Below are 26,533 nucleotides of genomic sequence, written 5' to 3'. Positions count from 1 at the left end.
TCTACTTTAAATAACAGGAATGGGATGAATAATGAAAAAACTTTCTGCATTTGTATTGGCAGCGGCAACTTTAGCACCATCGTTTGTTCTTGCTCATGAAGCAGGCGATTTTATTTTCCGCACGGGTACTGCGACGTTAAGACCTAATACTGGCTCAGATAATGTATTAGGGGTGGGTTCTTTTAGTGCGGATAATAATACTCAGATGGGTTTAACCTTCAGTTATATGATTACCGATAATATAGGTGTTGAATTACTGGCAGCGACACCGTTCCAACATCAGGTAAGTTTACCGGGTGTTGGTGATATTGCTAAGGTAAAACATCTGCCGCCGACATTAATGGCACAATACTATTTCGGTTCTAAAGAAAGTCAATTTCGCCCCTATGTTGGTATTGGTTTGAACTATACCACTTTCTTTAATGAAAAATTCAATGGTAATTCAGCTGTTAAAGATATTAACTTACATAGTCTAGATTTAAAAGATTCTTGGGGTGTTGCGGGACACGTTGGTCTGGATTATGAGTTAGATCAGAACTGGATGCTGAATGCTTCTGTGTGGTGGGTAAATGTTGAAACGGATGTAAAATTCAAAGCAGGTGACCAGCAATATAAAATTGACACCCGGCTTGATCCGTGGGTATTTATGTTTGGTGTGGGTTATCATTTCTGATGAGAACAGAGTTTGTTTGATATGGAAATTATGGGGCAAATTTTGCCCCATTTTTTGCGCTAAATTTGGGTGGCAGATTTCATTTTTGATACAAATTCAGTCAATTTTTTCAGCATTATTTCTGGCTGAGAAAGGTTGTCTTCAATAATTTTAACTATTGCAGATCCGGAAATTGCTCCTGCCGCTCCGCTGGCTAACGTTTCTTTTACCTGCGTGGGTTCTGAAATACCAAATCCCTGTAATGGTGGTGCTGCATGATATTCTCGTAGCTTATTGACTAGATGATCTAAAGGCTGTTCAGCGCGTCTTTCTGTACCGGTAACTCCAGGTCTGGATAATAGATAGGTATATCCCCGACCATGAGAAGCGATTTCACATAATAACTCATCTTCAGCATTGGGTGGGCAGATAAAAATAGGGGCAATTCCATGTTTCATTGCTGCGGTACGGAATGGCCGTGATTCTGATATAGGAACATCTGCAACTAATACCGAGTCAATATCGGCATCTTTGCAGCGGCGATAAAATTCGTCTATCCCATTGTGAAAAACCAGATTCGCGTACATTAATAAACCAATTGGCATATCAGGATGTTTTGCTCGGATTTTTGCGAGTAGTTCAAAACAAAGGGTGGGGGTGACGTTTGAGGAGAAAGCACGCAGATTGGCATTCTGAATTGTTGGGCCATCAGCTAATGGATCAGAAAAAGGAATACCCAACTCAAGCGCATCAGCACCTCCGGCAATTAATGCATCAATAATTTCCAACGATAATTCTGGATTTGGATCGCCCAGTGTGACAAAGGGGATAAAAGCACCTTGTTTAAGGTTTTCCAGCTTTTTAAATAGTTGCTTGTAACGTTCCATTAGATTTCCCCCCTTGATTTTAAAATATCATGAACAGTAAATATGTCTTTATCACCACGACCGGATAGATTAACAATCAATAATTGCTCTTTATCTGGAGATTGATGGATCATTTTCAAAGCATAAGCCAGTGCATGAGAGGATTCGAGAGCTGGAATAATGCCTTCCTCGCGAGAAAGCGTTTTGAATGCCTCTAATGCTTCATCATCAGTGATAGAAACATAGTCAGCTCGCCCGATACTATTTAGATAAGCATGTTGAGGACCAACTGAAGGGAAATCCAAGCCTGCTGAAATAGAATAAGATTCTTCAATCTGGCCTTCATTTGTCTGCATCATTGGTGATTTCATACCAAAATAGATACCCTGCTTACCATGTTTCAGCGGGGCACCATGTTTACCTGTTTCAATACCGTGTCCGGCGGGTTCAACACCAATCAGCCGTACTGAGGTTTCTGGAATAAATTCCGCAAACATGCCAATGGCATTTGAACCACCACCAATACAGGCCAACACGGCATCGGGCAAACGCCCCTCTTTTGCTAAAAACTGGGATTTGGCTTCTTCACCAATCATACGTTGGAACTCCCTAACCATCGTTGGATAGGGATGAGGGCCTGCGGCAGTACCTAATAAATAATGAGCCTTGTCATAGCTACCAGACCAGTCGCGCAGTGCTTCATTACAGGCATCTTTCAGAGTTGCAGAGCCGCTGTAGACCGGGATAACGGTGGCTCCCATCAGACGCATGCGGAAGACATTAGGGGATTGGCGTTCCACATCTTTAGCCCCCATATAAATACGGCATCTCATGTTTAAAAGTGCGCAGGCAAGGGCGGTTGCTACGCCATGCTGGCCAGCACCGGTTTCTGCAATAATTTCATCTTTACCCATACGTTTGGCCAGTAACGCTTGACCAAGTACTTGATTGGTTTTATGAGCGCCGCCATGTAATAAATCTTCACGTTTCAGATAAAGGCGAGCTTTAGTGCCTCTGGTCAGATTACGGCATAAAGTTAATGCAGTGGGTCTACCCGCATAATTTTTCAGGAGATTCTGAAACTCTTGTTGGAATTCAGGATCTTTCTGAGCAGTAATAAATGCCGCTTCTAATTGATCAAGGGCTGGAATAAGGATCTGTGGGACAAATTGTCCACCGAAATCACCAAAATAGGGGTTAAGTTTACTCATTATTTTATTTATCCATGTAATTAATCGGAAAATTGCTGCTACTTAGTAACAGCGCAAACGTTGAAAAACTTTATTCAATTTATGACTGCTTTTGATGCCAGGTGAGCTTTCGACACCAGAGTTAAAATCAAGTCCGAGACAGCCATATTTTGCTGCTTGCTGGCAATTTTCCTCATTTAATCCACCTGCCAGAATGATGTTATTGAGTGATTGTTTGTCAATTAATTGCCAGTCAAAAGTCTTGCCGGTTCCACCTTTGCCGTTATCAAGCAGATAACAATCAATGTTTCCGATTTTGGTGTGGAATGTATCTTTTGACATCTCAATGGCTTTCCATATTTGGCAATTTTCAGGCAATATCTTTCGAAGTTCTTGAATGTAAATTTTGCCTTCTGCCCCATGCAATTGCACCGCCGTCAGAGAAAGGGTATGGGCGGTATGGCTGACGAATGCAGATGATTGATTTTGGAACACTCCTACATATTTGAGAGCAGCTGCATTGATGATTTGTTGGGCCTGTTTGATATTAATTTTACGCGGGGAGTGTTCAACAAATATCAAACCGCCATATACAGCACCGGCTTGTAGCGCGGCTTTGGCGTCCTGTGGACGGGTTAACCCACAAACTTTATTTTCACCCAGAATTAATTGGCGTAATGCCAGATCTAAATCGGACTGAGCCATCAAAGCGCTGCCAATTAGAAAACCATTGACATAATGACTGAGTTCACGAATTTGCTGATGTTGGTGAATGCCTGACTCGCTAATAACAATGGTTCCTTGCGGTAATGGTGGAGCAAGTTGTTTGGTACGGTTCAAATCAATAGAAAGATCTCTCAGATCACGATTATTGATACCAATCACTTTGGCTTTTAGTGTAACAGCTCTGCTTCGTTCTTCCTCTGAACTAACTTCAGTCAGCACGCCCATATTTAGGCTATGTGCAAGTTCAGACAGCGTAATATATTGTTCGTCATTAAGGACAGAAAGCATCAATAAAATTGCATCTGCCTGATAATAACGAGCGAGATAAATCTGATAAGGGTCGATAATGAAATCTTTACACAATACTGGCTGATGAACAGCATCACTCACCAACCGAAGGAAGTCATAGTGACCTTGAAAATATTTTTCATCAGTTAATACTGAGATTGCGGCGGCATAAGGCTGATAAGTTTTTGCTATCTGGATTGGATCGAAATTCTGGCGAATGAGTCCTTTTGAAGGAGATGCCTTTTTGCATTCCAGAATAAAAACGGTCTGTTTATTGCTTAGTGCTTGATAAAAACTGCGGTTGCTGGCAACAATGGAATCAATAAAACTTTCCAGTGGTTGTTGCCGCTTACGTCCAATAAGATATTCTGCTTTATCATTAACAATTTTCTGTAAAACGGTAGCTTGCATTGTTAACTCCTTGCTGCAAGTGCAGTGACTCGTTCATAAGCTCGGCCACTATGAATAGTTTCAAGAGCTTGTTGTGTGTTGTGACGTAAATTTTCCTGTCCATGAATTTTCATCAGAAGGGCAACGTTAGCGGCAACAGCATCAGCATGGGCTTTTTCACCTCGGCCCTGTAGCAATAGACTGAGCATTTCGCGGTTATCTTCTGGTGAACCTCCTTTTAATGCATCCATTGGATGATTTTGTAAACCAAAATCTTCAGCATTTAATTGGTAACGGGTGATTTCCTCACCATTAAGCTCTGCAACTTTTGTTGGTGCATGTAGGGCAACTTCATCCATTCCACCACTGTGAACAACGGCTGCTCGTTGATAACCCAGAACTTGCAAGGTGCGGGCTATGGGGTCAACCAAGTCGGGGCTGTAAACGCCAATTAATGCTAACGGCGGACGTGCCGGATTGATCAGAGGACCTAACACATTGAATAGAGTCCGGGTTTTTAGTTGCTGGCGTACCGGCATTGCGTGGCGGAATCCAATGTGATATTGGGGAGCAAAAAGAAAACAGACGCCGATTTCATCCAGAGCGTTGCGTGCACATTCTGCACTGATATCAAGTGCGATACCAAATGCAGACAGCAAATCAGATGAACCTGAACGGCTGGAAACACTGCGGTTACCATGCTTAGCAACTTTGATATTACAAGCCGCTGCGACAAATGCACTAGCGGTCGATATATTGATACTGTTGGTGCCATCACCACCGGTTCCGACAATATCGCAAAAAGTGTAGTCGGGCCGTGGAAATGGCAGGGCATTTTCCAGCAACGCTTGAGCGGCCCCCGCGATCTCTTCTGGCTGTTCGCCCCGTAATTTCATGCTGATAAGTACAGCCGCAAGTTGTGATTCGCTTAATTTTCCTTGAATTATGGCTGAAAACAGTTGCTGGCTTTCTTGCTGTGTCAGTATCTGCGCACTGAACAATTTATCGAAAATAAACTGCATTTTCACACTCCTTTTAATTCAGTGCCCAGGTCAGAGTTTGTTCAAGTAATCTGGCCCCATGTGTTGTGAGAATAGATTCTGGATGGAACTGAAATCCACAAACCTTATGTTTGTCGTGGCGAACAGCCATAATAGTGTTGCCACAACGTGCCGAAATAGTCAGTTCAGATGGAATTCTGCTACCTGTCAGCGAGTGGTAACGTGCAACGGGCAAAGGATTTTCCAGATTAGCGAACATGGCCTGATTATCATGTTCTGCCAGAGAGGCTTTACCATGTAGGATTTCATCAGCAGCGCCAATTTTTCCACCATATGCTTCAATAATTGCCTGATGTCCAAGGCAGATGCCAATCACCGGAATTTTGCCGATTATTTGCTGGAGTAACTGAGGCATACATCCTGCATCAGACGGTTTGCCGGGTCCCGGTGAAAGCATCAGTAACGGAGATGGTAGTATTCTGAATTGTTCCATAATGATTTCGGTTGCAACGGTATTGCGATAGATAACAACCTGATGATTATTGCTGCGTAATTGATCGACGAGGTTATAGGTGAACGAATCCACGTTATCGAGCAGAAGAATATTTGCCATTAGAAAATCTCCTTTGCTTGATGAGCTTCCGCAATTGCGCGAATGACGGCTCTCGCTTTATTGCGAGTCTCTTCAGCCTCTGACAAAGGTACAGAATCCAGTACTACACCCGCGCCAGCTTGAACGGTCGCTATGCCATCTTCCACGTAGGCAGAGCGGATAACGATGCAAGTATCCATATCACCTTTGCTGGTGAAATAGCCGACAGCACCACCATAGCTGCCCCGACGTTCATTTTCATAACGGGCGATAAGTTGCATGGCCCGTACTTTTGGTGCACCAGTGAGAGTTCCCATATTCATACAGGCTTGATAAGCATGAAAAATATCCAGGTCATGGCGTAGTGTTCCCACGACGCGGGAAACCATATGCATAACAAAGGAATAGCGATCCACTTTTGTCAGGTCGGCGACATAGCGGCTGCCGGGTTCACAAATACGGGCCAAATCATTGCGAGCCAAATCAACCAGCATCAAGTGCTCAGCTAATTCTTTGTGATCTGTACGCATCTCGAGTTCTGTCCGGCAGTCCAGATCTGCATCTAATTCTCCGGTGGCATCGCGTCCACGAGGGCGTGTGCCGGCAATAGGATAAATTTCAATCTGGCGGTTGGATGCATCGTATTTAAGAGCGCTCTCAGGGGAAGCACCAAACAGGCAGAAATCTTTGTCCTGCATGAAAAACATGTAAGGGCTTGGATTACGATGTTTAAGTTTTTGATAAGCATTAAGCGGTGCTGGACATGGTAGAGAAAAGCGTCGTGATGGAACTACCTGAAAAATATCGCCTTGATGGATAGATTGTTGTAACCGTGCGACTATTTCTGCATATATCTTGTCATCCTGATTACACGAAACTTTCATTGCAGGCACAGCGATTTGTTTTATAGGTTGAGCGGGTTCGGTGATCAATTCTGTGAGTATTTTCAGACGCTGTTTAAGGCGTTGATTTTCTTCTTGAGAATCACTAAAGAGACTAATTTGCAAACGGGCATTTTTATTCTGGTGGTCGATCACCAGTAAAGTTTCTGCCAAATAAAAGCAAAAATCAGGACAGCGCTGAACCGTTTTTACTGTTGGTAACGGTTCAAACCCGGCCACTAGATCGTAGGAAAAAAGACCGCCAACGAATATAGCCTCTGCATTATATTGTGATGGCACTTCCATTAGAGAAAGAAGGGCGCGTAATGCATCAAATACTGACATAGCTTTCAGTCGATTATCTTCATCCATCATATTGTGGTTGGTCTTAGGAAAGATTAATTGAAGAGAATCGCGCGTAATTTCGGCTTGAATGTTTTTGGTAAATTTTTGGGCGAGAAAAGGTAATAGATTTCGACCATTTTCTGTCAGAGCATCAAAAGTGACCGTATTGCCATTTGCATTGACACGCAAGGCACTGTCAATGATTAGTAGGCTTTTCACGCTTTTTTTACTGTTAATTTCCGCAGATTCCAGCAATAACGTTGCCGGACGTTCACCGCAGAGTTGATTGAATAGCTGCGCAGGATCGGGCTGATAAGCGGTTTCCTGCTCAATTATGATTAGTTTTGGTTGTTTATCCGCCATTTTTTATCCTGATAATGAATTACGTATACAAAAAACCCGCCTTGTGGCGGGTTTTGGTAATTTGGCACTGATGATTTATGTGCGTGACCATTCCGCCCTTAATGGGAAGTTGTGCCACCAACGGATAGTCATCATAAATATAGTCATTTTCAGTGCCTCTTTAGTATTGAGAGAGTATATACCCGTCATCAAATCCATAGGGTATATAAGACGACATTGCCTTAACTTGTGTACTAGTAAACTGGAGCGATGTTGATATGTCAAGGGGGGATGAAAAAAATATTAGGTAGATTCACATAATAAGTGCAACATCGTTACTCTGGAAGTAAACATGTCCGTATTCTTTTAAATAATTCATTGGGTGTTTTACCCCTAAATTTTTCCAAATTAACTATTTTATCCACCTTATTTATAATCCGGGTAAGCCCTATTATTTGAAATCTATTGGTGAAATAAGGAAGAATTCTGATTAGTCTTTAACGCTTAAAATGATAATGCTCAGTTCGATATTTTATATCTGAGCGCTAATCTTTGCTATAAAAATATGAGTTCGGGAGTAGATTGATAGATATTTTTTTGATACTGTGTATAAATAGCTTGGTATATTTTTTTGACTTAAAAATTATTTATCAATGCTTAATTCATGTGGTTAAATCTTTTATAAAATAATTTGATCATTAGGTTTTTTCCGAGAAATGTTAACTATTTACCTCGAGGAAAGTATATGAATAATAATAGCGATGAAGAATTAGTAGCCATAGCTAGTTGGCAAAAGGATAGCGACCCCCAAGTCATTCAACAATGGGGAATAGTCACCAGAGTAGCAGATAAAACACCAGTCCTTTTCCCCATGCCATTTCCTAATGTCTGTTACAATGTGCAACTGACATTGAAAGCAGTTGATGATAATGGGTATAATGTGGCTCCTGTAAGGGCGAAGAATGTATCAGCATCAGGGTTTACATATTGTGCTGGAGATGGTGAAACAGTAGCTTTCTGGTTTGCTATAGGTAGTTAATATAAAAATATGATATTACTACAGTAAAAAATAATTCATTCTACCCTTAGAACTGAAACAAAATTATATTGAAAGCCGGAATCAACCCCGGTTTTTTCTCAACGTTGAAACTCATCATCAGTACTTTCCCAATCTCTGTAAGCTTATCTGTTACTATTGATCTATTTAGCGTGAAACTTAGTGTTTTATGGTGTAGATTTAATTCTTATTTTTAATTATTAGATTGATTTTAAATAGATTTATTTGTTTTTGATGTAAAATGCTGCTATTTACCGTTAAGCTATCGTCTCATATGTTCCAAATCTATTCAGGCAGAGAAAGAGATAATGACAAATTCAGTCACTGAGTTGGTGACAATTTATGATCTTCATAGCCATACGACTGTATCGGATGGTTCACTTTCACCATCGGAGTTAGTCGAACGCGCGGTAGCAATGGGCGTTAATGTATTGGCCGTGACTGATCATGATACGACGGACGCTATTCCGTTAGCCCATGAGCATATTAGCCAACACAATTTGCCATTGAAACTCATATCAGGCGTTGAGATATCGACTCTGTGGCAAAATATAGAGATTCACATTGTGGGGTTGAACATTGATATTCAGTCAGATGCAATGATTGAATTACTTAATAAACAATCTGAACTTAGGAAAGAACGAGGAATTGAAATAGGCCACAGACTGGCAAGGGTAGGTATTCCAGATGCTTGGGCAGGGGCAAACCGATTAGCGAATGGTGGGCAAGTGACACGAGGCCATTTTGCCCGCTATTTAATCGAAATAGGTAAAGAGCCAACGATTGCGAAAGTATTTAAAAAATATTTGGCAAAGGGAAAAATCGGATACGTTCCACCGCAATGGTGTACAATTGAACAAGCTATTGATGTCATTCATCAATCAGGTGGACAGGCAGTCATTGCGCATCCGGGGCGGTATGATTTATCTACTAAATGGTTGAAACGTTTGATTATCTGGTTTAAGCAACATGGTGGTGATGCAATGGAAGTTGCACAGTGCCAGCAGGCGCCTAACGAGCGGCAATATCTTGGTCAATTGTCACGGGAATATGATTTGATGGCTTCGTTGGGTTCTGATTTTCACCAGCCTTGTGCATGGATAGAGTTAGGGCGTAAATTGTGGTTACCCGGTGATGTGGTACCAATATGGCGCAACTGGTCACTGTAGGGGCTGCATAAAATTAAGAGGTAATTTATGAGCCAGTTTTTTTATATTCATCCTGATAATCCGCAGCCACGCCTAATAGGGCAAAGTGTGGATGTGCTTAAGAAAGGTGGAGTCGTTGTTTACCCGACTGATTCTGGTTATGCGATTGGTTGCCGTTTGGAAGATAAAGATGCGATGACACGAATATGTCGTATTCGTCAGTTGGATAGTCATCATAATTTTACCTTGATGTGCCGGGATTTATCAGAAATATCGACCTATGCCTACGTCGATAATTCAGCTTTCCGTTTGATTAAGAATAATACACCGGGCAATTACACGTTTATTTTGCGTGCGACTAAAGAAGTTCCTCGTCGCTTGATGAATGATAAACGGAAAACAATAGGGTTACGTGTTCCATCCAATCCCATTGCTCTGGCTCTGCTTGAACAAGTGGGTGAACCATTGATGTCCACCAGTCTGATTTTACCAGGTAATGATTTTGCTGAATCTGATCCCGAAGAAATTAAAGATAATTTGGGGAAACTGGTTGATTTGATTATTCATGGTGGTTATTTAGGGCAACAACCTACAACTGTAATTGATTTAACTGATGATACGCCGGTTGTAATACGCGAAGGAGCAGGAAATATAACTCCATTTTTATAAGTTAAGTAGTAATTATTTTCAGAATTTATACCCTATGGATTTCAAGATGGACCGCGGCGGCAAGGGAGCGAATCCCCGGGAGCAGAGATAACTATGTCATAGAGAACTCTGTGACCGGGGTGAGTGAGTGCAGCCAACAAAGAGGCAATTTGAAAGATGACGAGTATAAAGCCTGTGTTATACGCAGGCTTTATATTTTTGGTTTTTTAATTTAATCGAAATGGTTATTGTTAATTTTGAATTATTAATCTCAGAGAAACAGTCCCTGATTCACTGAAAAGTATTGCAAATTTGTCATCAATTCAGGAATGATAAAGATTAGAGTTTGATAAAGTGTGGCGGGTGGGGTGGATTAATATCTCATGACCACTTTCATCTTGGTTTATCTTGGTTTTGATATTTCAACGTGAATTTGTTTCGAAAGAATGCTGGCTGGAATTTCGATAATTAACAGCTGTCGGTCGTTGTTTATTTTGTCGTATTTAGGAATTTTCTTATCTTTTGAATATCATGGATATTCATATCTTTAAGTATCATGTTTCAACTGATTGCCACAATAATATATTTGTGTTATTACGACGAATTTAAGCACATTCAGCTGACTGAGTGATTTATTGGAATCATTGATTATAAAATTAGTGTAGAATGTTCGGCCACGAACTAGAGTGTATGACCTGTTTTTTCACATTCTATGTTATAAAATGTATTAAAATCAGTTTGTTATAAGAAAATTTTATTATAACGTATTGATCGATATATAACACGACGCCTGTGAAGGCGACAACAGAGGTTGCTCAATGAGCGGTAAGACACAAAAATCTGAAAAGTTACAGAAAATTCTCGCGCGTTCCGGCCACGGTTCCCGCCGCGAAATAGAAGGCTATATTCAACAAGGGCGCGTCAGTGTTGACGGCAAGATTGCGACTTTAGGTGATCGTATTGAAGTACAGCCTGCGACAAAAATCCGCCTTGATGGCCGGATATTAAACATCAAAGAATCACAAAAAGCGATTTGCCGTGTGCTGGCTTATTACAAACCAGAAGGTGAGCTTTGTACCCGCCACGATCCGGAAGGACGGCCAACCGTTTTTGATCGTCTGCCTAAATTACTGGGTTCCCGTTGGATAGCTGTAGGGCGTCTGGATGTAAATACCTGTGGTTTGTTGCTATTTACTACGGATGGGGAGTTAGCTAATCGTTTAATGCATCCAAGCCGTGAAGTGGAACGCGAATATGCCGTTCGTGTTTTTGGTGAAGTTGATGATGCCAAATTGAAGCAACTTGCTAAAGGTATCCAGCTGGAAGATGGTCCAGCAGCATTCCTCACCGTCGCTTTTAAAGGCGGTGAGGGGATGAACCAATGGTATAATGTGACGCTGACAGAAGGGCGTAACCGTGAAGTTCGTCGTCTTTGGGAGGCTGTTGGTGTACAAGTAAGCCGTCTTATTCGCGTGCGTTATGGTGATATTGGTTTGCCAAAAGGTTTACCACGTGGAGGTTGGACAGAGCTTGGTCTGGAACAAACTAACTATCTGCGTCAATTAGTTGGTTTAAACGAAGAGACTGTCTCCAAGGTGGCGGTCGAACGTGATCAACGTCGTATGAAATCCAACCAGATCCGCCGTGCGGTTAAACGTCATGCTCAAGTGGCATCACGTCCATCGGCAGGAAAACGTCCGGGTAGTTCCCGCCAGAATGCAGGTCGTACAACGGCATCAAAAGGCCGTTAATTTCTAGTTCTTTCTATTTCTGGTTAATTGCTATTCCTGTGGGCCTCGTGTAATAACGGGGCCTTTTTCCTACCAGTCGATGCCTTTTTGTGCCTTAATGCCAGCATCAAAAGCATGTTTTACCGGGCGCATCTCTGTGACGGTATCCGCCATTTCCAATAATTCACGATGACAACCGCGGCCAGTAATAATAACGGATTGGTGCTCTGGTCGGTGGTTTAGGGCGGTTATAACATCTTCGAGAGGAAGATAGCCATAACTCACCATATAAGTCAGCTCATCCAGTACAACCAGATCCAAATTAGGATCGGATAACATCTCCAGCGCGTGCTGCCATACCTGATGACAAGCGGTGGTATCCGTTTCTCGGCTTTGGGTTTCCCAGGTAAAACCGGTTGCCATAACATGAAAATTTACACCATGCTGTTCTAGGAGATTTTTTTCACCATTCTCCCATTTGCCTTTTATAAATTGAATAACACCGGCACGCCGTCCATGACCTACTGCACGGGTGACCGTGCCGAAAGCCGCAGTGGTTTTACCTTTACCATTGCCGGTAAAAATGATGAGGATTCCCCGTTCTAACAGTGCGGCTTCAATGCGGGAATCTACTTTTTCTTTCAGACGTTGTTGCCTTCTTTGGTGTTGGTTGTCATTTATTGTCATTATTCGGCTGGTCCTGCTTTGCGTCCGGGTTGCGCATCAAAACTGATGCCTGTTTTATGCAGACTGTCGCTGCCCATTAAATAAAGGTACAGTGGCATAATCTCTGCTGGAGTTTTCAGTTTAGCAGAATTTTCGTTAGGGAATGCGTTGGCACGCATATTTGTGCGTGTTCCACCGGGATTGATACAGTTAACGCGTAGGGAACTGTTTTTATATTCTTCAGCTAGAACTTGCATCATGCCTTCGGTGGCAAATTTAGAGGCAGAATAGGCTCCCCAGCCACTGCGACCTTCTCGGCCAACACTTGAACTGGTAAAGATGAGTGAGCCGTCAGGGGATTTCAGTAACAGTGGAAGCAACGTTTGAGTCAACATGAAAGTCGCATTGACGTTAACTTGCATAACATCATGCCATAACTGAACCGGCTGTTCTACCATTGGGGCAACAGCGCCCAGTAATCCGGCGTTATGCAAAATGCCATCCAGACGCGGATAATATTTTGCTAAATCATCAGCCAATTCTTTGCATTTTTCGGCTGTGACAGTGAGTAGATCCAGGGTGTAGATAGTGGCAGAGGCTCCACCTGCTTGTTCGATTTCTTTTTTGACGGCTTCCAGTTTATGTGTAGTTCTGCCAAGCAGAATTACTTTCGCGCCATAACGGGCGTAAGTCAACGCCACTTCACGACCAATACCATCTCCAGCGCCTGTAACCAGAATAATACGTTGCTGTAGGAGGTCATGTTTGGGTTGGTAATGTAACATTTGAAGATTTCCTATTATTGATGGGGCGGTTTGTTGCCGTCAGAGTAACTCTGGTTATCAAAACAGAAAATTATGTACTGAGTCAAATTCGTCAAAGTCTATTGCTTAGGAGATAAACGGTGAAACATTGAAGGCGTTGGTATTTGTCTTTAGTTAAATCTGTTCAATTACTCATACCTGTTATCTTTCAAATTGCCCTTTGTTGGCGGCACTCACTCCCCCCGGTCACAGAGTTATCTATGCTCCCGGGGATTTGCTCCCTTGCCGTCGCGATCCATCTTGAAATCTATTGGGTATATACCTCATCAAATAGATGGAATTGCAGGAAAAGAGAGATAAATATAGTTTCTACATGTTAAGTACAAGTATTTTGGCTATATTTTCGGTTCCAAAATGTTGAATGACTTATTGCTGGCAATTATATAAAAATAGTTAATCTTATAAGTAATAAGAACACTGCATTATTCTTTTTCTAAACTAGACTTTGATTGGCGTGAGTGGCAGAGAGATTATTTTTACAATGATTTAAATATGTTGATTATGAAATGGTATTATTTATACCCTTCATCTTTCAAGCTGCTGCTTTGCTGGCTGCGTTCACTGGCCGCCGCGCTGCAAATTGAAATCTATTGAGTATAATTTAAGGAAGGTATATGAACCAAAGAAATGATTTTAAAGCCTTTTCTATTAATGATAATGTTAATGTAGTGAGTCAAGAGAGATATGAAGTTAGTCCGGGGTTGCAGACAGGATTTTCTCCAAATGATATTTCCACTCATTTGTTAAATAAAGTATTGCGTCAATCATCAACTATATCAGCTATCGTAGCTAATTTTATTGCGGAACAATCTGGCGAGGATATTTTGGATAATGGTGATATAACCAAGCTTACTGCTCAATTAAATGAAGCATTAGAACAAAAAATTTCAAATATCTCAAATAGCTCTGACATTCCTGTAGGTGTTCCTGTTCCCTGGCCGACTACCATACCACCTGCTGGGTGGTTGCAGTGTAATGGTTCGGTCTTTGATAAGTCGAAATTTCCGAAATTAGCAGAGGCTTATCCTGATGGTAGATTACCCGATTTAAGAGGGGAATTTATTCGAGGTTGGGATGATGGCCGGGGTGTTGATAATAACCGTAGAATTCTAACTCATCAGGGGGATGCCATCAGAAACATTCAGGGTTCATTCGCCAGCACGATAGCACCAAACTATCATTTGGCAACAAGAGGGGCTTTTTATGCTAGTCAAGTTGTTGGAATAGGGACAGACGGCAGTTTTAAATCGGTAAATAATTTTAACCCAGATACTCCATACGGCTTTGGATTTGAGGCGTCAAGGGTTGTCCCTGTAGCCTCAGAGAATCGCCCTCGCAATATCGCATTTAACTACATTGTAAGGGCAGCATAATGATGGGGCCATTTGGCCCTTATTGTTTACAGCGATAATAACGGGCTTTTTCACTGTTCAATGATTTCTCTCATTTTTGAACTGATCCCCATTTCTCTGTCTAATGGTGTAGAATTAGTTACTAAGCCCGATATACTGGATATTTTTTATTTGTACATATTTGTTTTGATTGAATATGAGTTTATTATAATATTTTGTTTTTAAATGAAAATAATGAAATATATTTATTTTTAGTTATTGTGAAAAAAAGGTGGATTTGTGGAGTATTTATCTCTTTATGGGTTGTTTTTAGCCAAAGTGGTAACGCTAGTATTGGCTGTGATTGTTCTGGCTATATTTGGTATTGGCATAGGAATGCGTAAATCCTTGCCAAAAGGAGAGTTGAAGCTAACAGATCTTGGTGAGGTGCACCGGGATAAACAGCGTCAAATGCAGCGAGCGCGTATGACGGAAGCTGAGAGAAAAATCTGGCAGAAAGAGTTTAATAAGCAGCAAAAGCTCGAATCTAAGCAGAAGAAGAGTCAAGCTAAAACTGGCCAGAAAGGGTTACAGAAACCTTGTCTTTATGTACTGGATTTTAAAGGAAGTATGGATGCACATGAGGTCGATTCATTACGTGAAGAGATTAGCGCGATTTTAGCCGTTGCTGATGCAAAAGATGAAGTGTTGTTGCGTCTTGAAAGCCCCGGAGGAATGGTTCATGGCTATGGGCTTGCTGCCTCTCAGCTTGCCCGTTTGCGTCAGAAAGGGATTCGCTTGACTATTGCTGTGGACAAAGTTGCCGCCAGTGGTGGTTATATGATGGCTTGTGTTGCTGATCGCATTATTGCTGCACCATTTGCCATTATTGGCTCTATTGGGGTGGTCGCTCAGATCCCAAATATTCATAAGCTATTGAAAAAGAATGATATCGATGTAGAACTGCATACGGCGGGTGAATATAAACGCACGCTGACTTTTTTGGGTGAAAATACAGAGCAAGGTCGGAAAAAGTTTCAGGAAGATCTCAACCAGACTCACGAATTATTCAAAGAGTTTATTCATACACATCGTCCATTACTTGATGTGGCAAATGTGGCTACAGGCGAATACTGGTATGGCACTCAAGCGAAAGAGAAAGGATTGATTGATGAAATTGGTGTCAGTGATGATCTGTTAATTGCTCAAATAGATAATTGTGAAGTGATTGGTGTCACTTATTCACGTCGTAAGCGCATGGTAGAACGTTTCACCAGCAGCACAATGGAAAGTATTGATAAGTTATTATTACGCTGGTGGCAAAGAGGAGAAAAACCTCTGTTTTGATAAAATACCGCTGTTTTTATGAATAATAGTATCTCGGCGTACCTCAAATGGCGTTTTATCTTGATGCTTAGAGGCGCCTTGATATTATTTCCAATAAATTGCCTGATTAATGTCCTAATTGAACAGATCGATCCTCATTTTTCATTTATTGTTACAATGTCATTTCCCTAAAAATCAGAGATTTTGCTCCTTTCAAAATATTACAGGCATTACATAATTTGCTTCACGTCCCCTTCTCCTGTGTGATGAGAAGCAGGCTTTTCTACACCAATAATTGATACTCTGACTTCGCGTTTATGTGTTTTATTTGGTGGATATTCAAAACAAATACAAATCACTTTTGCATAGCTCTATTGGCCGACACACTTAAACGTATTATGTAACTCCACGAAAAATTGCGACTTATAATAAATACTCATAAGGAAATAAGGTGTTATGGCTATTTCACAATACGATATTCATACCAGTCACGCTGTCATCTCTATTACTGATACTGGTGGTGACGGGTTACCGGTGCTCCTTATACATGGTAATTCAAGTTGTAAAGACATTTTTCGCCATCAAGTTAACTGCTTTGGTGACGAATACCGGGTTTTGACTATCGATTTACCGGGGCATGGTGCTTCATCGAATGCAGTAGACCCGCGTCGGACTTATTCGATATCCGGTTATGCCCTCTGTATTATTGAAGTATTGGAAAAATTAGGCATCAACAAAGTTGCTGTTTTCGGCTGGTCACTGGGGGGACATATTGGTTTGGAAATGATCCCGAGGTTTTCAGGCATTGTAGGGTTGATGATTTGTGGTACGCCTCCGGTTAGTCCGGGTCCAGAGAATGTCAGTCTTGGATTTAAATCAAACCGGTTTATGGCAATATCCGGTAAAGCTTCACTGACTGAAGAAGAAATTACCGATTATACCCTTGCGTTGTATGGAGAAAATGCGCTTTGTGAGCCATTTCTTAGAGCCGCAGTTGCACGGACTGATGGTTTAGCTCGGCAATATATGTCTGAATCATCTATTTTACCGGATGTCATGGATCAGCGATTGTTAGTTGAAACCAATCCAACTCCACTGGCGATTGTCAATGGTGTAGACGATTTATTTGTCAATATCGACTACATAAATGGAATTACTTACAAAAATCTTTGGACTGGTCAAGTATATAATTTGCTCAATCTTGGTCACGGACCATTTTGGGAAGCGCCGGAGTTGTTTAATACCCTGATGGCAGGTTTTTTCTCCGATCTTACTCTGGAAGTATAAGGGATATCTGGGGTTTCTCGTCTAACTATGCCCGGCAGATATATTCTTATATGAATTTCATATATCTGCCTATTTGTTGGTCAATAGGTTTTTATTATTAATTTTCGAGATGATATTAGCCTGGCAGGATGTGTGTCAGATGCTTGAACATATTAAAAGCAGCTGGACTTTTGGTCGTTGGTCAACCATTTTCATTTAGAGAAAATTCACCACTGGACACGAAGATTTCTCCTTTTTGTTCCGCACTGTTTGCATACATACCATCAATAAAATCCTCATGTTGGCGGATAATAAAGTTGGTTTTTTCTAATAATTGCTTACGTTTAATCGATGTCGTTCTCTTTTGCGTTTGTCTGTCCTTGTCAAAAATAATTTGTTGCGCATCATTTTTTATCAGGTAGAGTGTGGACTTTTCGTAATGCAGATGGAAGATTTTGTTTACGATGATCGTTTCATTCATTTGCATAGCCCATGGGCGGTATCTAAAATACCTTAGATAATTCAACGTGTTTTGAGTTCGGGCAAATCAACTGGATAAAAATAAGTTGATATATTGAGAATCTATCGCAATATAAAAAGAGGTTTTAAATACCGTGATATGGCTCTGTGAATTCCATCATCTGAAAAGATAACTAGGTAAAGATAACTATGGGTAAAGCTCTTGTAATAGTGGAGTCCCCGGCAAAAGCCAAAACAATCAATAAATATCTGGGAAGTGACTACGTGGTGAAATCCAGCGTCGGTCATATCCGTGATTTGCCGACCAGTGGCTCAGCCAGCCAAAAGAGTTCAAACTCATCTAGCGATAAGTCTAAGAAGAAAGTTAAAAAGGATGAGAAAGCGGCGTTAGTCAACCGTATGGGGGTTGATCCATACCGCGACTGGGAAGCTAATTATCAGATTTTGCCAGGTAAAGAGAAAGTTGTGGCAGAGCTGAAATCACTAGCTGAAAAAGCAGATCATGTTTATCTCGCAACGGATCTTGACCGTGAAGGAGAAGCCATTGCATGGCACTTGCGAGAGGTGATTGGTGGCGATAGTGATCGTTTTAGCCGGGTTGTTTTTAACGAAATTACTAAAAACGCTATTAAGCAGGCGTTTGATAAGCCGGGTGAATTGAATATTGACCGGATAAATGCCCAACAAGCCCGTCGTTTTATGGATCGGGTGGTTGGTTATATGGTTTCTCCACTGTTGTGGAAAAAAGTTGCGAGAGGGCTTTCTGCTGGTCGTGTGCAGTCCGTAGCAGTGCGTCTTGTTGTAGAAAGAGAGCGTGAAATTAAAGCATTTGTACCAGAAGAGTATTGGCAGTTACATGCTGATTTGCTGGCGAAAGGTGAAATTTCACTGCATATGGAAGTGAGTCATAAACGGGGTAAACCGTTTAAGCCAGTCAATAGTGAACAAACTCAGGCTGCCGTATCTTTACTGGAAAAAGCCCGCTATAAGGTTATTGATCGTGAAGATCGCCCGACATCCAGTAAACCTGGTGCGCCGTTTATCACATCCACATTGCAACAAGCTGCCAGTACGCGTTTAGGGTTTGGTGTTAAAAAGACCATGATGATGGCTCAGCGTTTGTATGAGGCTGGACATATTACTTATATGCGTACTGACTCAACTAACCTGAGTCAGGATGCGCTGGATATGGTTCGTGGTTATATCAGTGATAATTTTGGTGACAAATACCTACCGAAAGCAGCGAATACCTACAGCAGTAAAGAAAATTCACAAGAAGCGCATGAAGCGATTCGTCCTTCCAGTGTTGATGTCGTGGCTGAACAACTGAAAGATATGGATGCCGATGCACAAAAGCTTTATCAGCTTATTTGGCGTCAGTTTGTTGCTTGTCAAATGACACCGGCAAAATACGATTCCACGACGCTGACCGTACAAGCTGATGATTTTGAGCTGAGAGCTAAAGGCCGTACATTACGTTTTGACGGCTGGACAAAAGTGATGCCTGCGTTGCGTAAAGGTGATGAAGATCACACATTGCCTATTGTTGAGGTTGGTACTGAACTTGACTTACAACAACTGATTCCGAGCCAGCACTTTACCAAACCACCAGCACGTTACAGTGAGGCATCTTTGGTTAAAGAGTTGGAAAAGCGCGGTATTGGTCGTCCATCTACCTATGCTTCTATTATCTCTACGATTCAAGATCGTGGTTATGTTCGGGTCGAAAGCCGTCGCTTTTACTCGGAGAAAATGGGTGAGATTGTTACTGATCGGCTGGAGGAAAATTTCAACGAGCTGATGAGTTATGATTTTACCGCACGGATGGAAGATCAGCTTGATCAGGTTGCAAGTAATAAAGCGGAATGGAAAGGGGTTCTGGATGAGTTTTTCACTGATTTTAGTGAACAGCTAGACGTCGCAAATAAAGACCCGGAAGATGGGGGGATGCGGCCTAATCCTATGGTGATAACGTCCATTGCGTGCCCGACTTGCGATCGTCCTATGGGAATTCGAACTGCAACTACGGGGGTTTTCCTGGGTTGTTCGGGTTATGCACTATCACCGAAAGAACGTTGCAAACAGACGATCAACCTTATTCCTGAAAATGAAATTCTCAATATTTTGGAAGGGGATGAAGCGGAAACAAACGCGTTGCGTGCTCGCCGCCGTTGTAAAAAATGCGGTACAGCAATGGACAGCTATCTCATCGATAACCAACGTAAATTGCATGTCTGTGGTAATAACCCTGCTTGTGATAGCTATGAAGTGGAAGAAGGTGAGTTTCGCATTAAAGGGTATGACGGCCCGATTATTGAATGTGATAAATGTAGTTCTGAAATGCACCTAAAAATGGGACGTTTTGGTAAATACATGGGTTGTACTAACGAAACGTGTAAAAATACCCGTAAAATCTTGCGTAGTGGAGAAGTCGCTCCACCAAAAGAAGATCCCGTACCATTACCAGAGTTGCCTTGTGAAAAGTCTGATGCATATTTTGTTTTGCGTGATGGCGCTGCCGGTGTATTTCTCGCTGCTAATACTTTCCCTAAATCTAGGGAAACGAGGGCACCATTGGTAGAAGAATTGGCTCTCTTCAAAGACCGCCTGCCGGAAAAATTACGTTATCTGGCTGATGCGCCTGTGGCTGATGCTGAGGGTAATAAAACTGTTATCCGTTTCAGTCGTAAAACTAAACAGCAATATGCTTCTTCAGAGAAAAATGGCAAGGCAACGGGGTGGAGCGTGTTCTATGTTGATGGAAAATGGATTGAGAAAGATAAAAAGTAACAATTATTGAGAGAATTAACCCTCTCTTTTTTCTCAAAAAGAAGTCATTTTCTTCTATTAGCCAACCTTATTAGGTTGGCTTTTTTCATCTATCAACAGAATCTTAAAATATTTGAATTGAAATACAGCTATAACTTTCATTATGATTTTTCAATTATTCGTTATATAAATATATAATCGTGTTATAGTGGTTATATGCGACGATAAAATTATTTCTATTAGTTATAATAAATAGCAAACAGCAATATCAGGCCAAATTTTAAGTCATAATTGTTCACAGCGTTTATTCTGGGATGGTACTTATATGAAATTACAACAACTTCGTTATATTGTGGAGGTGGTAAACCACAACCTTAATGTTTCATCTACAGCTGAAGGGCTGTATACGTCTCAACCTGGGATCAGTAAACAGGTTAGGATGCTTGAAGATGAGTTAGGTATTCAGATTTTTTCCCGTAGTGGTAAACACCTGACGCACGTTACTCCCGCAGGTGAAGAGGTTGTCCGAATTTCCCGTGAAGTATTGTCCAAAATTGATGCAATACGGTCAGTTGCTAGTGAACATACTTATCCAAATCGTGGTTCACTATATATTGCCACTACCCATACACAGGCTCGTTATGCATTACCTCCGGTAATTAAAGGGTTTATTGAACGTTATCCGCAGGTCTCTTTGCATATGCATCAGGGATCGCCAACGCAAATTGCGGAAGCTGTATGTAAAGGGAACGCTGATTTTGCTATCGCAACTGAAGCACTGCATTTGTACGAAGATCTGATAATGTTACCTTGCTACCATTGGAATAGGACATTAGTTGTTACACCAGATCATCCGTTGGCGGGTAAAGAGAATGTTTCAATTGAAGAATTGGCTAATTATCAATTGGTCACTTATACATTTGGTTTTACTGGCCGCTCTGAATTAGATGTTGCATTCGATAAAGTGTGCTTAAAGCCTAAAATTGTTTTCACAGCTACTGATGCCGATGTGATCAAAACTTATGTCCGATTGGGATTAGGTGTGGGGGTTATTGCGAGTATGGCCGTTGATCCGATACAGGATAAAGATCTTATTTGCATTGATATGCGTGAGAGATTTGGCTATAGCACAACTAAGATAGGTTTTCGTCGCAGTAGTTTCTTGCGCAGTTATATGTATGATTTTATGTGGCGTTTTGCACCTCACTTGACGCGTGATGTTGTTGATCAGGCTGTTGCTTTGCGTTCAAATGAAGATATTGAAGCCATGTTCAAAGATATCAAGTTACCCATTGTGTAGTAAAAGGTGAGGGAGATAATGATGGCCGTTATCTCCCGGAATTTATTTATCAGAGTGCGTCAAATTCACCACTGAAGAAATCATCTGACTCTTCTATTGATGTTTTTCTTTGCTTATTAATAAAATTATCAAAACTGGCTTTAACATCAGGATGATCGAGAGCTTCATAGTCGAATACCGATACTAAAGATGAATATTTGAAATCAACATTGACATTTTCATTAGAAGCACAACTTGATAAAAAGTTTGCATTACTGCTATCAAAATTAACTTGGTAAAGCTTCAATTTAGGAATATACACGGTTTTCTCTCCTACAACTAAGGTATCGATGGCAATTGCCAACGTTACAGTAGAATAGAAGCCTTTATTTTTCCGTATACCTAAACGAATCGTTTCTCCTTGTTTTGTAAGAAAATGGGAGAAATCTGCCAGCATATCTGTATTTTCAAATACAACAACATTCATAATAAAATGCAGGAAACTTTTTGAAATACTTAAACCATTTAATGAATCTGTGTAGCTTTTAGACTCAACTTTGTTAGTACCCATTAAAGGCAGTTTGCTTACTGCTTTACTCCAGAATGCCATATCTGTCTTATATTGCTCTCCATGCTTTTCTGCATATTTATTTACATAATTAGTGACGATGGAGGATAAGGCAATCAATGTCTGACTTAAACTATTGGTTTTTTCTAAAACGTCTTTTTGATCAGATAATTGTGTTGCTACAATGAATTGCACCAAACCATCTTTTTCATTATATTTGTTTGTGTTCTCTATATTAAAATAAGCTTCATCAATGTGAAAGAACTTATTGGCTTCATTGATTTTTTCGATATGTTCCTGGTGATTTGTAATTGAGTTTTTCATATCCATAATTTATCCTTATTCTTTTAATTAATCATTTAAATCCAATTTGATGGAAAACGAATTCTATACGATTATCATTCGATTGTTTACCTGACTAAATTATCAAAATTTATTACTGAAATTATGATAGATACGCTGAATTGACAAATTGTGTGGTAATAAAAAATAAATACCTGCTTATATGTTATGTTTAATTTATGTCATCATCGTTAAGATGGCTTTAAGTTATACCCAATAGATTTCAAGATGGATCGCGACGGCAAGGGAGCGCAGCCAACAAAGAGGCAACTTGAAAGATAACAGGTATATACCAGCATAATAAGAAGGAGGAGTTATGTCGTTTGATTTGAAAAAGGTTTGTGTTTCAACACTTTCCACTGCAAGTAAAGAGTATGATTATTACAGTTTACCACTGGTTGCTAAACATTTAGGTGATATTTCCCGCTTGCCTAAGTCAATGAAAGTTCTTCTGGAAAATCTTCTTCGCAATATTGATAGCAATTCTGTTGTTGTTGATGATTTAAAAGCTATTATTGATTGGCAAAATACAGGCCATGCAGATAGGGAGATTGCTTACCGGCCAGCACGTGTATTAATGCAAGATTTTACTGGTGTGCCTGCTGTTGTTGATTTAGCCGCTATGAGGGAAGCCATTCTGCGCCTTGGTGGAGATGTTGAACAGGTTAATCCGCTGTCGCCAGTTGATTTGGTTATTGACCATTCAGTTATGGTGGATAAATTTGGTACGGAAAATGCGTTTGAACAAAATGTTCAATTAGAAATGGAACGTAATTATGAACGCTATTTATTTCTACGCTGGGGACAAAAAGCATTTAATCGTTTTCGTGTGGTACCGCCAGGAACAGGGATCTGCCATCAGGTAAATTTGGAGTATTTGGGTAAAACAGTTTGGCATGAAATGCATAATGGCAGAGAGCTGGCTTATCCTGATACTTTGGTTGGTACTGATTCTCATACCACAATGATCAATGGCCTTGGTATTTTGGGATGGGGTGTGGGTGGTATCGAAGCGGAAGCGGCTATGTTAGGGCAACCTGTTTCCATGCTTATCCCTGATGTCGTTGGTTTCAAACTTACTGGCAAGTTGCGCGAAGGTATTACAGCGACAGACCTAGTGCTGACCGTGACTCAGATGTTGCGTAAGCATGGCGTAGTCGGGAAATTTGTTGAATTTTATGGTGATGGATTAGCTGACCTGCCATTGGCTGACAGGGCAACAATTGCCAATATGTCACCAGAATATGGGGCAACTTGTGGTTTCTTTCCGGTAGACGATATTACCCTGAGTTATATGCGTTTGACGGGGCGTACAGAAGAGCAGATTGCTCTGGTTGAAGTATATTCTAAGATCCAAGGATTGTGGCGAAATCCAGGTGATGAACCGATATTTACCAGTAGTCTCGAATTGGATATGTCGATAGTGGAAGCCAGTCTTGCAGGGCCTAAACGCCCACAGGATCGCGTCGCTTTAGCGCGAGTACCACAGGCATTTCAGTCAGCCATTGATCTGGAGATGAATAAAGCTCAGGGGAAAGTCGCTTCCGCACCGATTAATTTGGATAACCGCATGTATGAGTTAGAAGATGGTGCTGTCGTGATTGCCGCGATTACATCCTGTACTAACACATCTAATCCTAGTGTTCTAATGGCCGCTGGCTTGCTGGCGAAGAAAGCGGTTGAGAGGGGACTAAAATGCCAGCCATGGGTAAAAACCTCACTGGCACCGGGTTCGAAAGTGGTAACTGATTACCTTGAACTGGCGGGTTTTATGCCATATCTGGAGAAACTTGGTTTCAATCTGGTCGGTTATGGCTGTACAACTTGTATTGGTAACTCTGGGCCATTGCCTGAACCTATTGAAGTTGCAATTAGGCAAGCCGATCTGACTGTCGGTGCGGTCCTTTCTGGCAACCGAAATTTTGAAGGTCGTATTCATCCTCTGATAAAGACTAACTGGCTGGCATCACCGCCATTAGTTGTGGCTTATGCTTTATCCGGCAGTATGAAAAAGGACCTGACTAAAAAACCGATTGGTCAGGATCAGCAAGGTAATGATGTCTATTTGAGAGACATATGGCCTAACAGAAAAGAAATTGCTGAAGCTGTTGATAAAGTTAAAACCGATATGTTTCACAAAGAATATGCCGAAGTATTTGATGGTGATGAGACATGGCAGTTACTGGAAGTCGCAAGTTCTGCAACTTATGACTTTCAGCCTGAATCTACCTATATTCGTCACCCGCCATTCTTTAGTGATATGACAGTAGAGCCGGAAGCTATAACGGATATTCATGACGCAAATATACTGGCTATTCTTGGGGATTCTGTAACCACGGATCATATTTCTCCTGCGGGAAATATCAAAGCTGACAGCCCAGCAGGGCGTTATCTTCAGGAGCATGGCGTTGCTCCTAAAGATTTTAACTCTTATGGATCAAGACGTGGTAACCATGAAGTTATGATGCGTGGCACTTTCGCTAATATCCGTATCCGTAATGAAATGATTGCTGGCGTAGAAGGAGGATATACCCGTCATATACCATCACAGACACAGTTAGCGATTTATGATGCGGCCATGTGTTATCAGCAAGAAAAAATACCATTAGTTGTGATTGCGGGTAAAGAATATGGTTCTGGTTCGAGCCGAGACTGGGCTGCGAAAGGAACCCGGTTATTGGGAGTTCGGGTGGTTATTGCGGAATCATTTGAACGTATTCACCGTTCGAACCTGATTGGTATGGGGGTATTACCGCTAGAGTTTACTCAGGGTATAAACCGTAAGACGTTGAATCTGAGAGGTGATGAGACGATTGATATTGAAGGGATGAATAATCTCAAGCCGGGTCAAACTGTGTCGGTAAAAATGACTTATGCTGATGGACGCAAGGAAATTGTTAATGCTCGATGTCGTATTGATACCGGGACTGAATTGGATTATTTCCGTCATGGCGGTATTTTGCATTATGTTATCCGTCATATGTTGAAATAATTTTTACACGGTATAAAGACGGCGCTGATATTGGCGTCGTCTTTGCTTGTTTAAGTGAGTGAAAAAACAATTTAAAGTTCTTAGGTAATATCTTTAGGTAATAAATGCCCCATTTTTTTGGCTTTGGTATCCAGATAATAAGCATTTTTAGGGTTACGCCCGGTAATTAGCGGAACGCGTTCCACAATGTTAATACCTGCTTCGTTCATAATTTCTACTTTTTTAGGGTTGTTTGTCAGCAAACGAATAGCATTAACTCCCAACAATTTATACATGTCTGCGCATAAAGTGAAATCACGTTCATCGGCGGCAAAACCTAACTGATGGTTAGCTTCTACGGTATCTATTCCTTGATCCTGTAAAGCATAGGCCCGAATTTTGTTTATCAGGCCAATATTACGGCCTTCCTGTCGGTGATAAAGTAATATACCTCTCCCTTCTTTCGCGATCTGAGCAAGGGCTGATTCAAGTTGAAAGCCACAGTCACAACGTAAACTGAATAGGGCATCACCTGTCAGACATTCTGAATGGATTCTGGAGAGAACAGGTTCATTATCAGAAATATTACCGTATACCAAGGCGACATGATCTCGTCCGGTGGCAATTTCTTCAAAACCGACCATTAAAAAGTCACCCCATTGCGTGGGTAATTTAGCTTCAGATACTCGTTTTAATTGCATTTTATTTTTCATATGTTGATTCAGACTCATTGTAAAAATAGATAAAGAAAAACAATACTGGTCTGGGAAATCAGCTGAAACTGCATAGGAGATTTTCTCTGGTTATAACGTGTATATATTTTGCCATATTTGTAAAAAATTATCTGTGGAAATT

Annotated in this window: 21 protein-coding genes, 1 pseudogene and 1 other annotated feature; of the genes and pseudogenes, 11 read left to right on the top strand and 11 right to left on the bottom strand. The window is 41.1% G+C overall.

Annotated elements, in window-relative coordinates; genetic code table 11:
* Positions 1–31: 31 nt before the first annotated feature.
* On the top strand, positions 32–673 hold the full coding sequence (gene ompW / locus EAE89_RS03170; RefSeq protein ID WP_054475312.1) for an outer membrane protein OmpW: 642 nt from the start codon (positions 32–34) through the stop codon (positions 671–673).
* 59 nt (positions 674–732) lie between these two features.
* Here ompW and trpA read toward each other — a convergent pair whose 3' ends face one another.
* The 6 genes from trpA to EAE89_RS03140 are packed head-to-tail and all read right to left on the bottom strand — an operon-like array spanning position 733 to position 7,294.
* Positions 733–1,539, bottom strand: coding sequence for a tryptophan synthase subunit alpha (gene trpA / locus EAE89_RS03165; RefSeq protein ID WP_149616478.1), 807 nt, complete (start codon positions 1,537–1,539; stop codon positions 733–735).
* Entirely contained in the window at positions 1,539–2,729 is a 1,191-nt protein-coding gene (trpB, locus tag EAE89_RS03160) for a tryptophan synthase subunit beta (protein WP_054475314.1), read from the bottom strand. Before trpB ends, trpA begins: the two co-directional genes overlap by 1 nt.
* 42 nt (positions 2,730–2,771) lie before the next feature.
* Complete coding sequence (trpCF, locus tag EAE89_RS03155; RefSeq protein WP_214085361.1) at positions 2,772–4,133, bottom strand: bifunctional indole-3-glycerol-phosphate synthase TrpC/phosphoribosylanthranilate isomerase TrpF; 1,362 nt, start codon at positions 4,131–4,133, stop codon at positions 2,772–2,774.
* 2 nt (positions 4,134–4,135) lie between these two features.
* Positions 4,136–5,134, bottom strand: coding sequence for an anthranilate phosphoribosyltransferase (gene trpD, locus EAE89_RS03150; protein WP_054475318.1), 999 nt, complete (start codon positions 5,132–5,134; stop codon positions 4,136–4,138).
* 13 nt (positions 5,135–5,147) lie between these two features.
* Entirely contained in the window at positions 5,148–5,726 is a 579-nt protein-coding gene (locus EAE89_RS03145; RefSeq protein WP_054475319.1) for a glutamine amidotransferase-related protein, read from the bottom strand.
* A complete protein-coding gene (locus EAE89_RS03140) occupies positions 5,726–7,294 on the bottom strand; it encodes an anthranilate synthase component 1 (RefSeq protein WP_054475322.1) in 1,569 nt (522 codons plus the stop codon). The genes EAE89_RS03145 and EAE89_RS03140 overlap by 1 nt, the downstream gene beginning before the upstream one ends.
* Positions 7,295–7,320: 26 nt before the next feature.
* Positions 7,321–7,420, bottom strand: a sequence feature (Trp leader region).
* A gap of 598 nt (positions 7,421–8,018) precedes the next feature.
* Between EAE89_RS03140 and EAE89_RS03135 the strand changes: the two genes are divergently transcribed.
* The 4 genes from EAE89_RS03135 to rluB all read left to right on the top strand — a co-directional run bounded on the left by EAE89_RS03135 (position 8,019) and on the right by rluB (position 11,877).
* On the top strand, positions 8,019–8,312 hold the full coding sequence (locus EAE89_RS03135; protein ID WP_214085360.1) for a gp53-like domain-containing protein: 294 nt from the start codon (positions 8,019–8,021) through the stop codon (positions 8,310–8,312).
* A 326-nt stretch (positions 8,313–8,638) separates the two neighbouring features.
* Positions 8,639–9,499, top strand: a complete 861-nt coding sequence (gene rnm / locus EAE89_RS03130) for an RNase RNM (protein WP_072161777.1) — start codon at positions 8,639–8,641, stop codon at positions 9,497–9,499.
* Between the two features lie 27 nt (positions 9,500–9,526).
* On the top strand, positions 9,527–10,147 hold the full coding sequence (locus EAE89_RS03125; RefSeq protein ID WP_172908630.1) for an L-threonylcarbamoyladenylate synthase: 621 nt from the start codon (positions 9,527–9,529) through the stop codon (positions 10,145–10,147).
* Positions 10,148–10,944: 797 nt separating this feature from the next.
* Positions 10,945–11,877, top strand: coding sequence for a 23S rRNA pseudouridine(2605) synthase RluB (rluB, locus tag EAE89_RS03120; RefSeq protein WP_054475325.1), 933 nt, complete (start codon positions 10,945–10,947; stop codon positions 11,875–11,877).
* A 69-nt stretch (positions 11,878–11,946) separates the two neighbouring features.
* Here the strand turns inward: rluB and cobO are convergent, their stop codons facing one another.
* Positions 11,947–12,543, bottom strand: a complete 597-nt coding sequence (cobO, locus tag EAE89_RS03115; protein ID WP_054475328.1) for a cob(I)yrinic acid a,c-diamide adenosyltransferase — start codon at positions 12,541–12,543, stop codon at positions 11,947–11,949.
* Positions 12,543–13,307 (bottom strand): YciK family oxidoreductase, encoded by a 765-nt coding sequence (locus EAE89_RS03110; RefSeq protein ID WP_214085359.1) that lies wholly within the window; start codon positions 13,305–13,307, stop codon positions 12,543–12,545. Before EAE89_RS03110 ends, cobO begins: the two co-directional genes overlap by 1 nt.
* Positions 13,308–13,960: 653 nt before the next feature.
* Here EAE89_RS03110 and EAE89_RS03105 point away from each other — a divergent pair.
* The 3 genes from EAE89_RS03105 (at position 13,961) to EAE89_RS03095 (ending at position 17,290) form a co-directional block, all read left to right on the top strand.
* A complete protein-coding gene (locus EAE89_RS03105; protein ID WP_214085358.1) occupies positions 13,961–14,719 on the top strand; it encodes a phage tail protein in 759 nt (252 codons plus the stop codon).
* 258 nt (positions 14,720–14,977) lie between these two features.
* Positions 14,978–16,024: a protease SohB gene (gene sohB / locus EAE89_RS03100; RefSeq protein ID WP_054475333.1), complete on the top strand. Its 1,047-nt coding sequence runs from the start codon at positions 14,978–14,980 to the stop codon at positions 16,022–16,024.
* Between the two features lie 435 nt (positions 16,025–16,459).
* Positions 16,460–17,290, top strand: coding sequence for an alpha/beta fold hydrolase (locus EAE89_RS03095; RefSeq protein ID WP_054475335.1), 831 nt, complete (start codon positions 16,460–16,462; stop codon positions 17,288–17,290).
* Positions 17,291–17,405: 115 nt separating this feature from the next.
* Here the strand turns inward: EAE89_RS03095 and EAE89_RS03090 are convergent.
* Positions 17,406–17,750 (bottom strand): annotated as a pseudogene (locus tag EAE89_RS03090) (DUF2498 family protein).
* Positions 17,751–17,938: 188 nt separating this feature from the next.
* Between EAE89_RS03090 and topA the strand changes: the two are divergent.
* Both topA and cysB read left to right on the top strand, forming a co-directional pair.
* On the top strand, positions 17,939–20,539 hold the full coding sequence (gene topA, locus EAE89_RS03085) for a type I DNA topoisomerase (protein ID WP_054475336.1): 2,601 nt from the start codon (positions 17,939–17,941) through the stop codon (positions 20,537–20,539).
* A gap of 304 nt (positions 20,540–20,843) precedes the next feature.
* Positions 20,844–21,818: an HTH-type transcriptional regulator CysB gene (gene cysB / locus EAE89_RS03080; RefSeq protein ID WP_054475337.1), complete on the top strand. Its 975-nt coding sequence runs from the start codon at positions 20,844–20,846 to the stop codon at positions 21,816–21,818.
* A gap of 49 nt (positions 21,819–21,867) precedes the next feature.
* Here cysB and EAE89_RS03075 read toward each other — a convergent pair whose 3' ends face one another.
* The gene (locus EAE89_RS03075; protein ID WP_054475338.1) at positions 21,868–22,695 is read right to left on the bottom strand and encodes a hypothetical protein; all 828 of its coding nucleotides are present in this window, start codon (positions 22,693–22,695) and stop codon (positions 21,868–21,870) included.
* A gap of 328 nt (positions 22,696–23,023) precedes the next feature.
* Here EAE89_RS03075 and acnA point away from each other — a divergent pair, with 328 nt between their 5' ends.
* On the top strand, positions 23,024–25,699 hold the full coding sequence (acnA, locus tag EAE89_RS03070) for an aconitate hydratase AcnA (RefSeq protein ID WP_214085357.1): 2,676 nt from the start codon (positions 23,024–23,026) through the stop codon (positions 25,697–25,699).
* 80 nt (positions 25,700–25,779) lie between these two features.
* On the opposite strand, the gene ribA is transcribed toward acnA, so the two are convergent.
* Complete coding sequence (ribA, locus tag EAE89_RS03065; protein WP_054475599.1) at positions 25,780–26,379, bottom strand: GTP cyclohydrolase II; 600 nt, start codon at positions 26,377–26,379, stop codon at positions 25,780–25,782.
* Positions 26,380–26,533: the final 154 nt, after the last annotated feature.

Source organism: Photorhabdus heterorhabditis (genome assembly GCF_018448905.1).
GTDB lineage: Bacteria > Pseudomonadota > Gammaproteobacteria > Enterobacterales > Enterobacteriaceae > Photorhabdus > Photorhabdus heterorhabditis.
The sequence above is the reverse complement of the archived record's forward strand: the minus strand, read 5'-3'. Positions and strand labels throughout refer to the sequence as shown.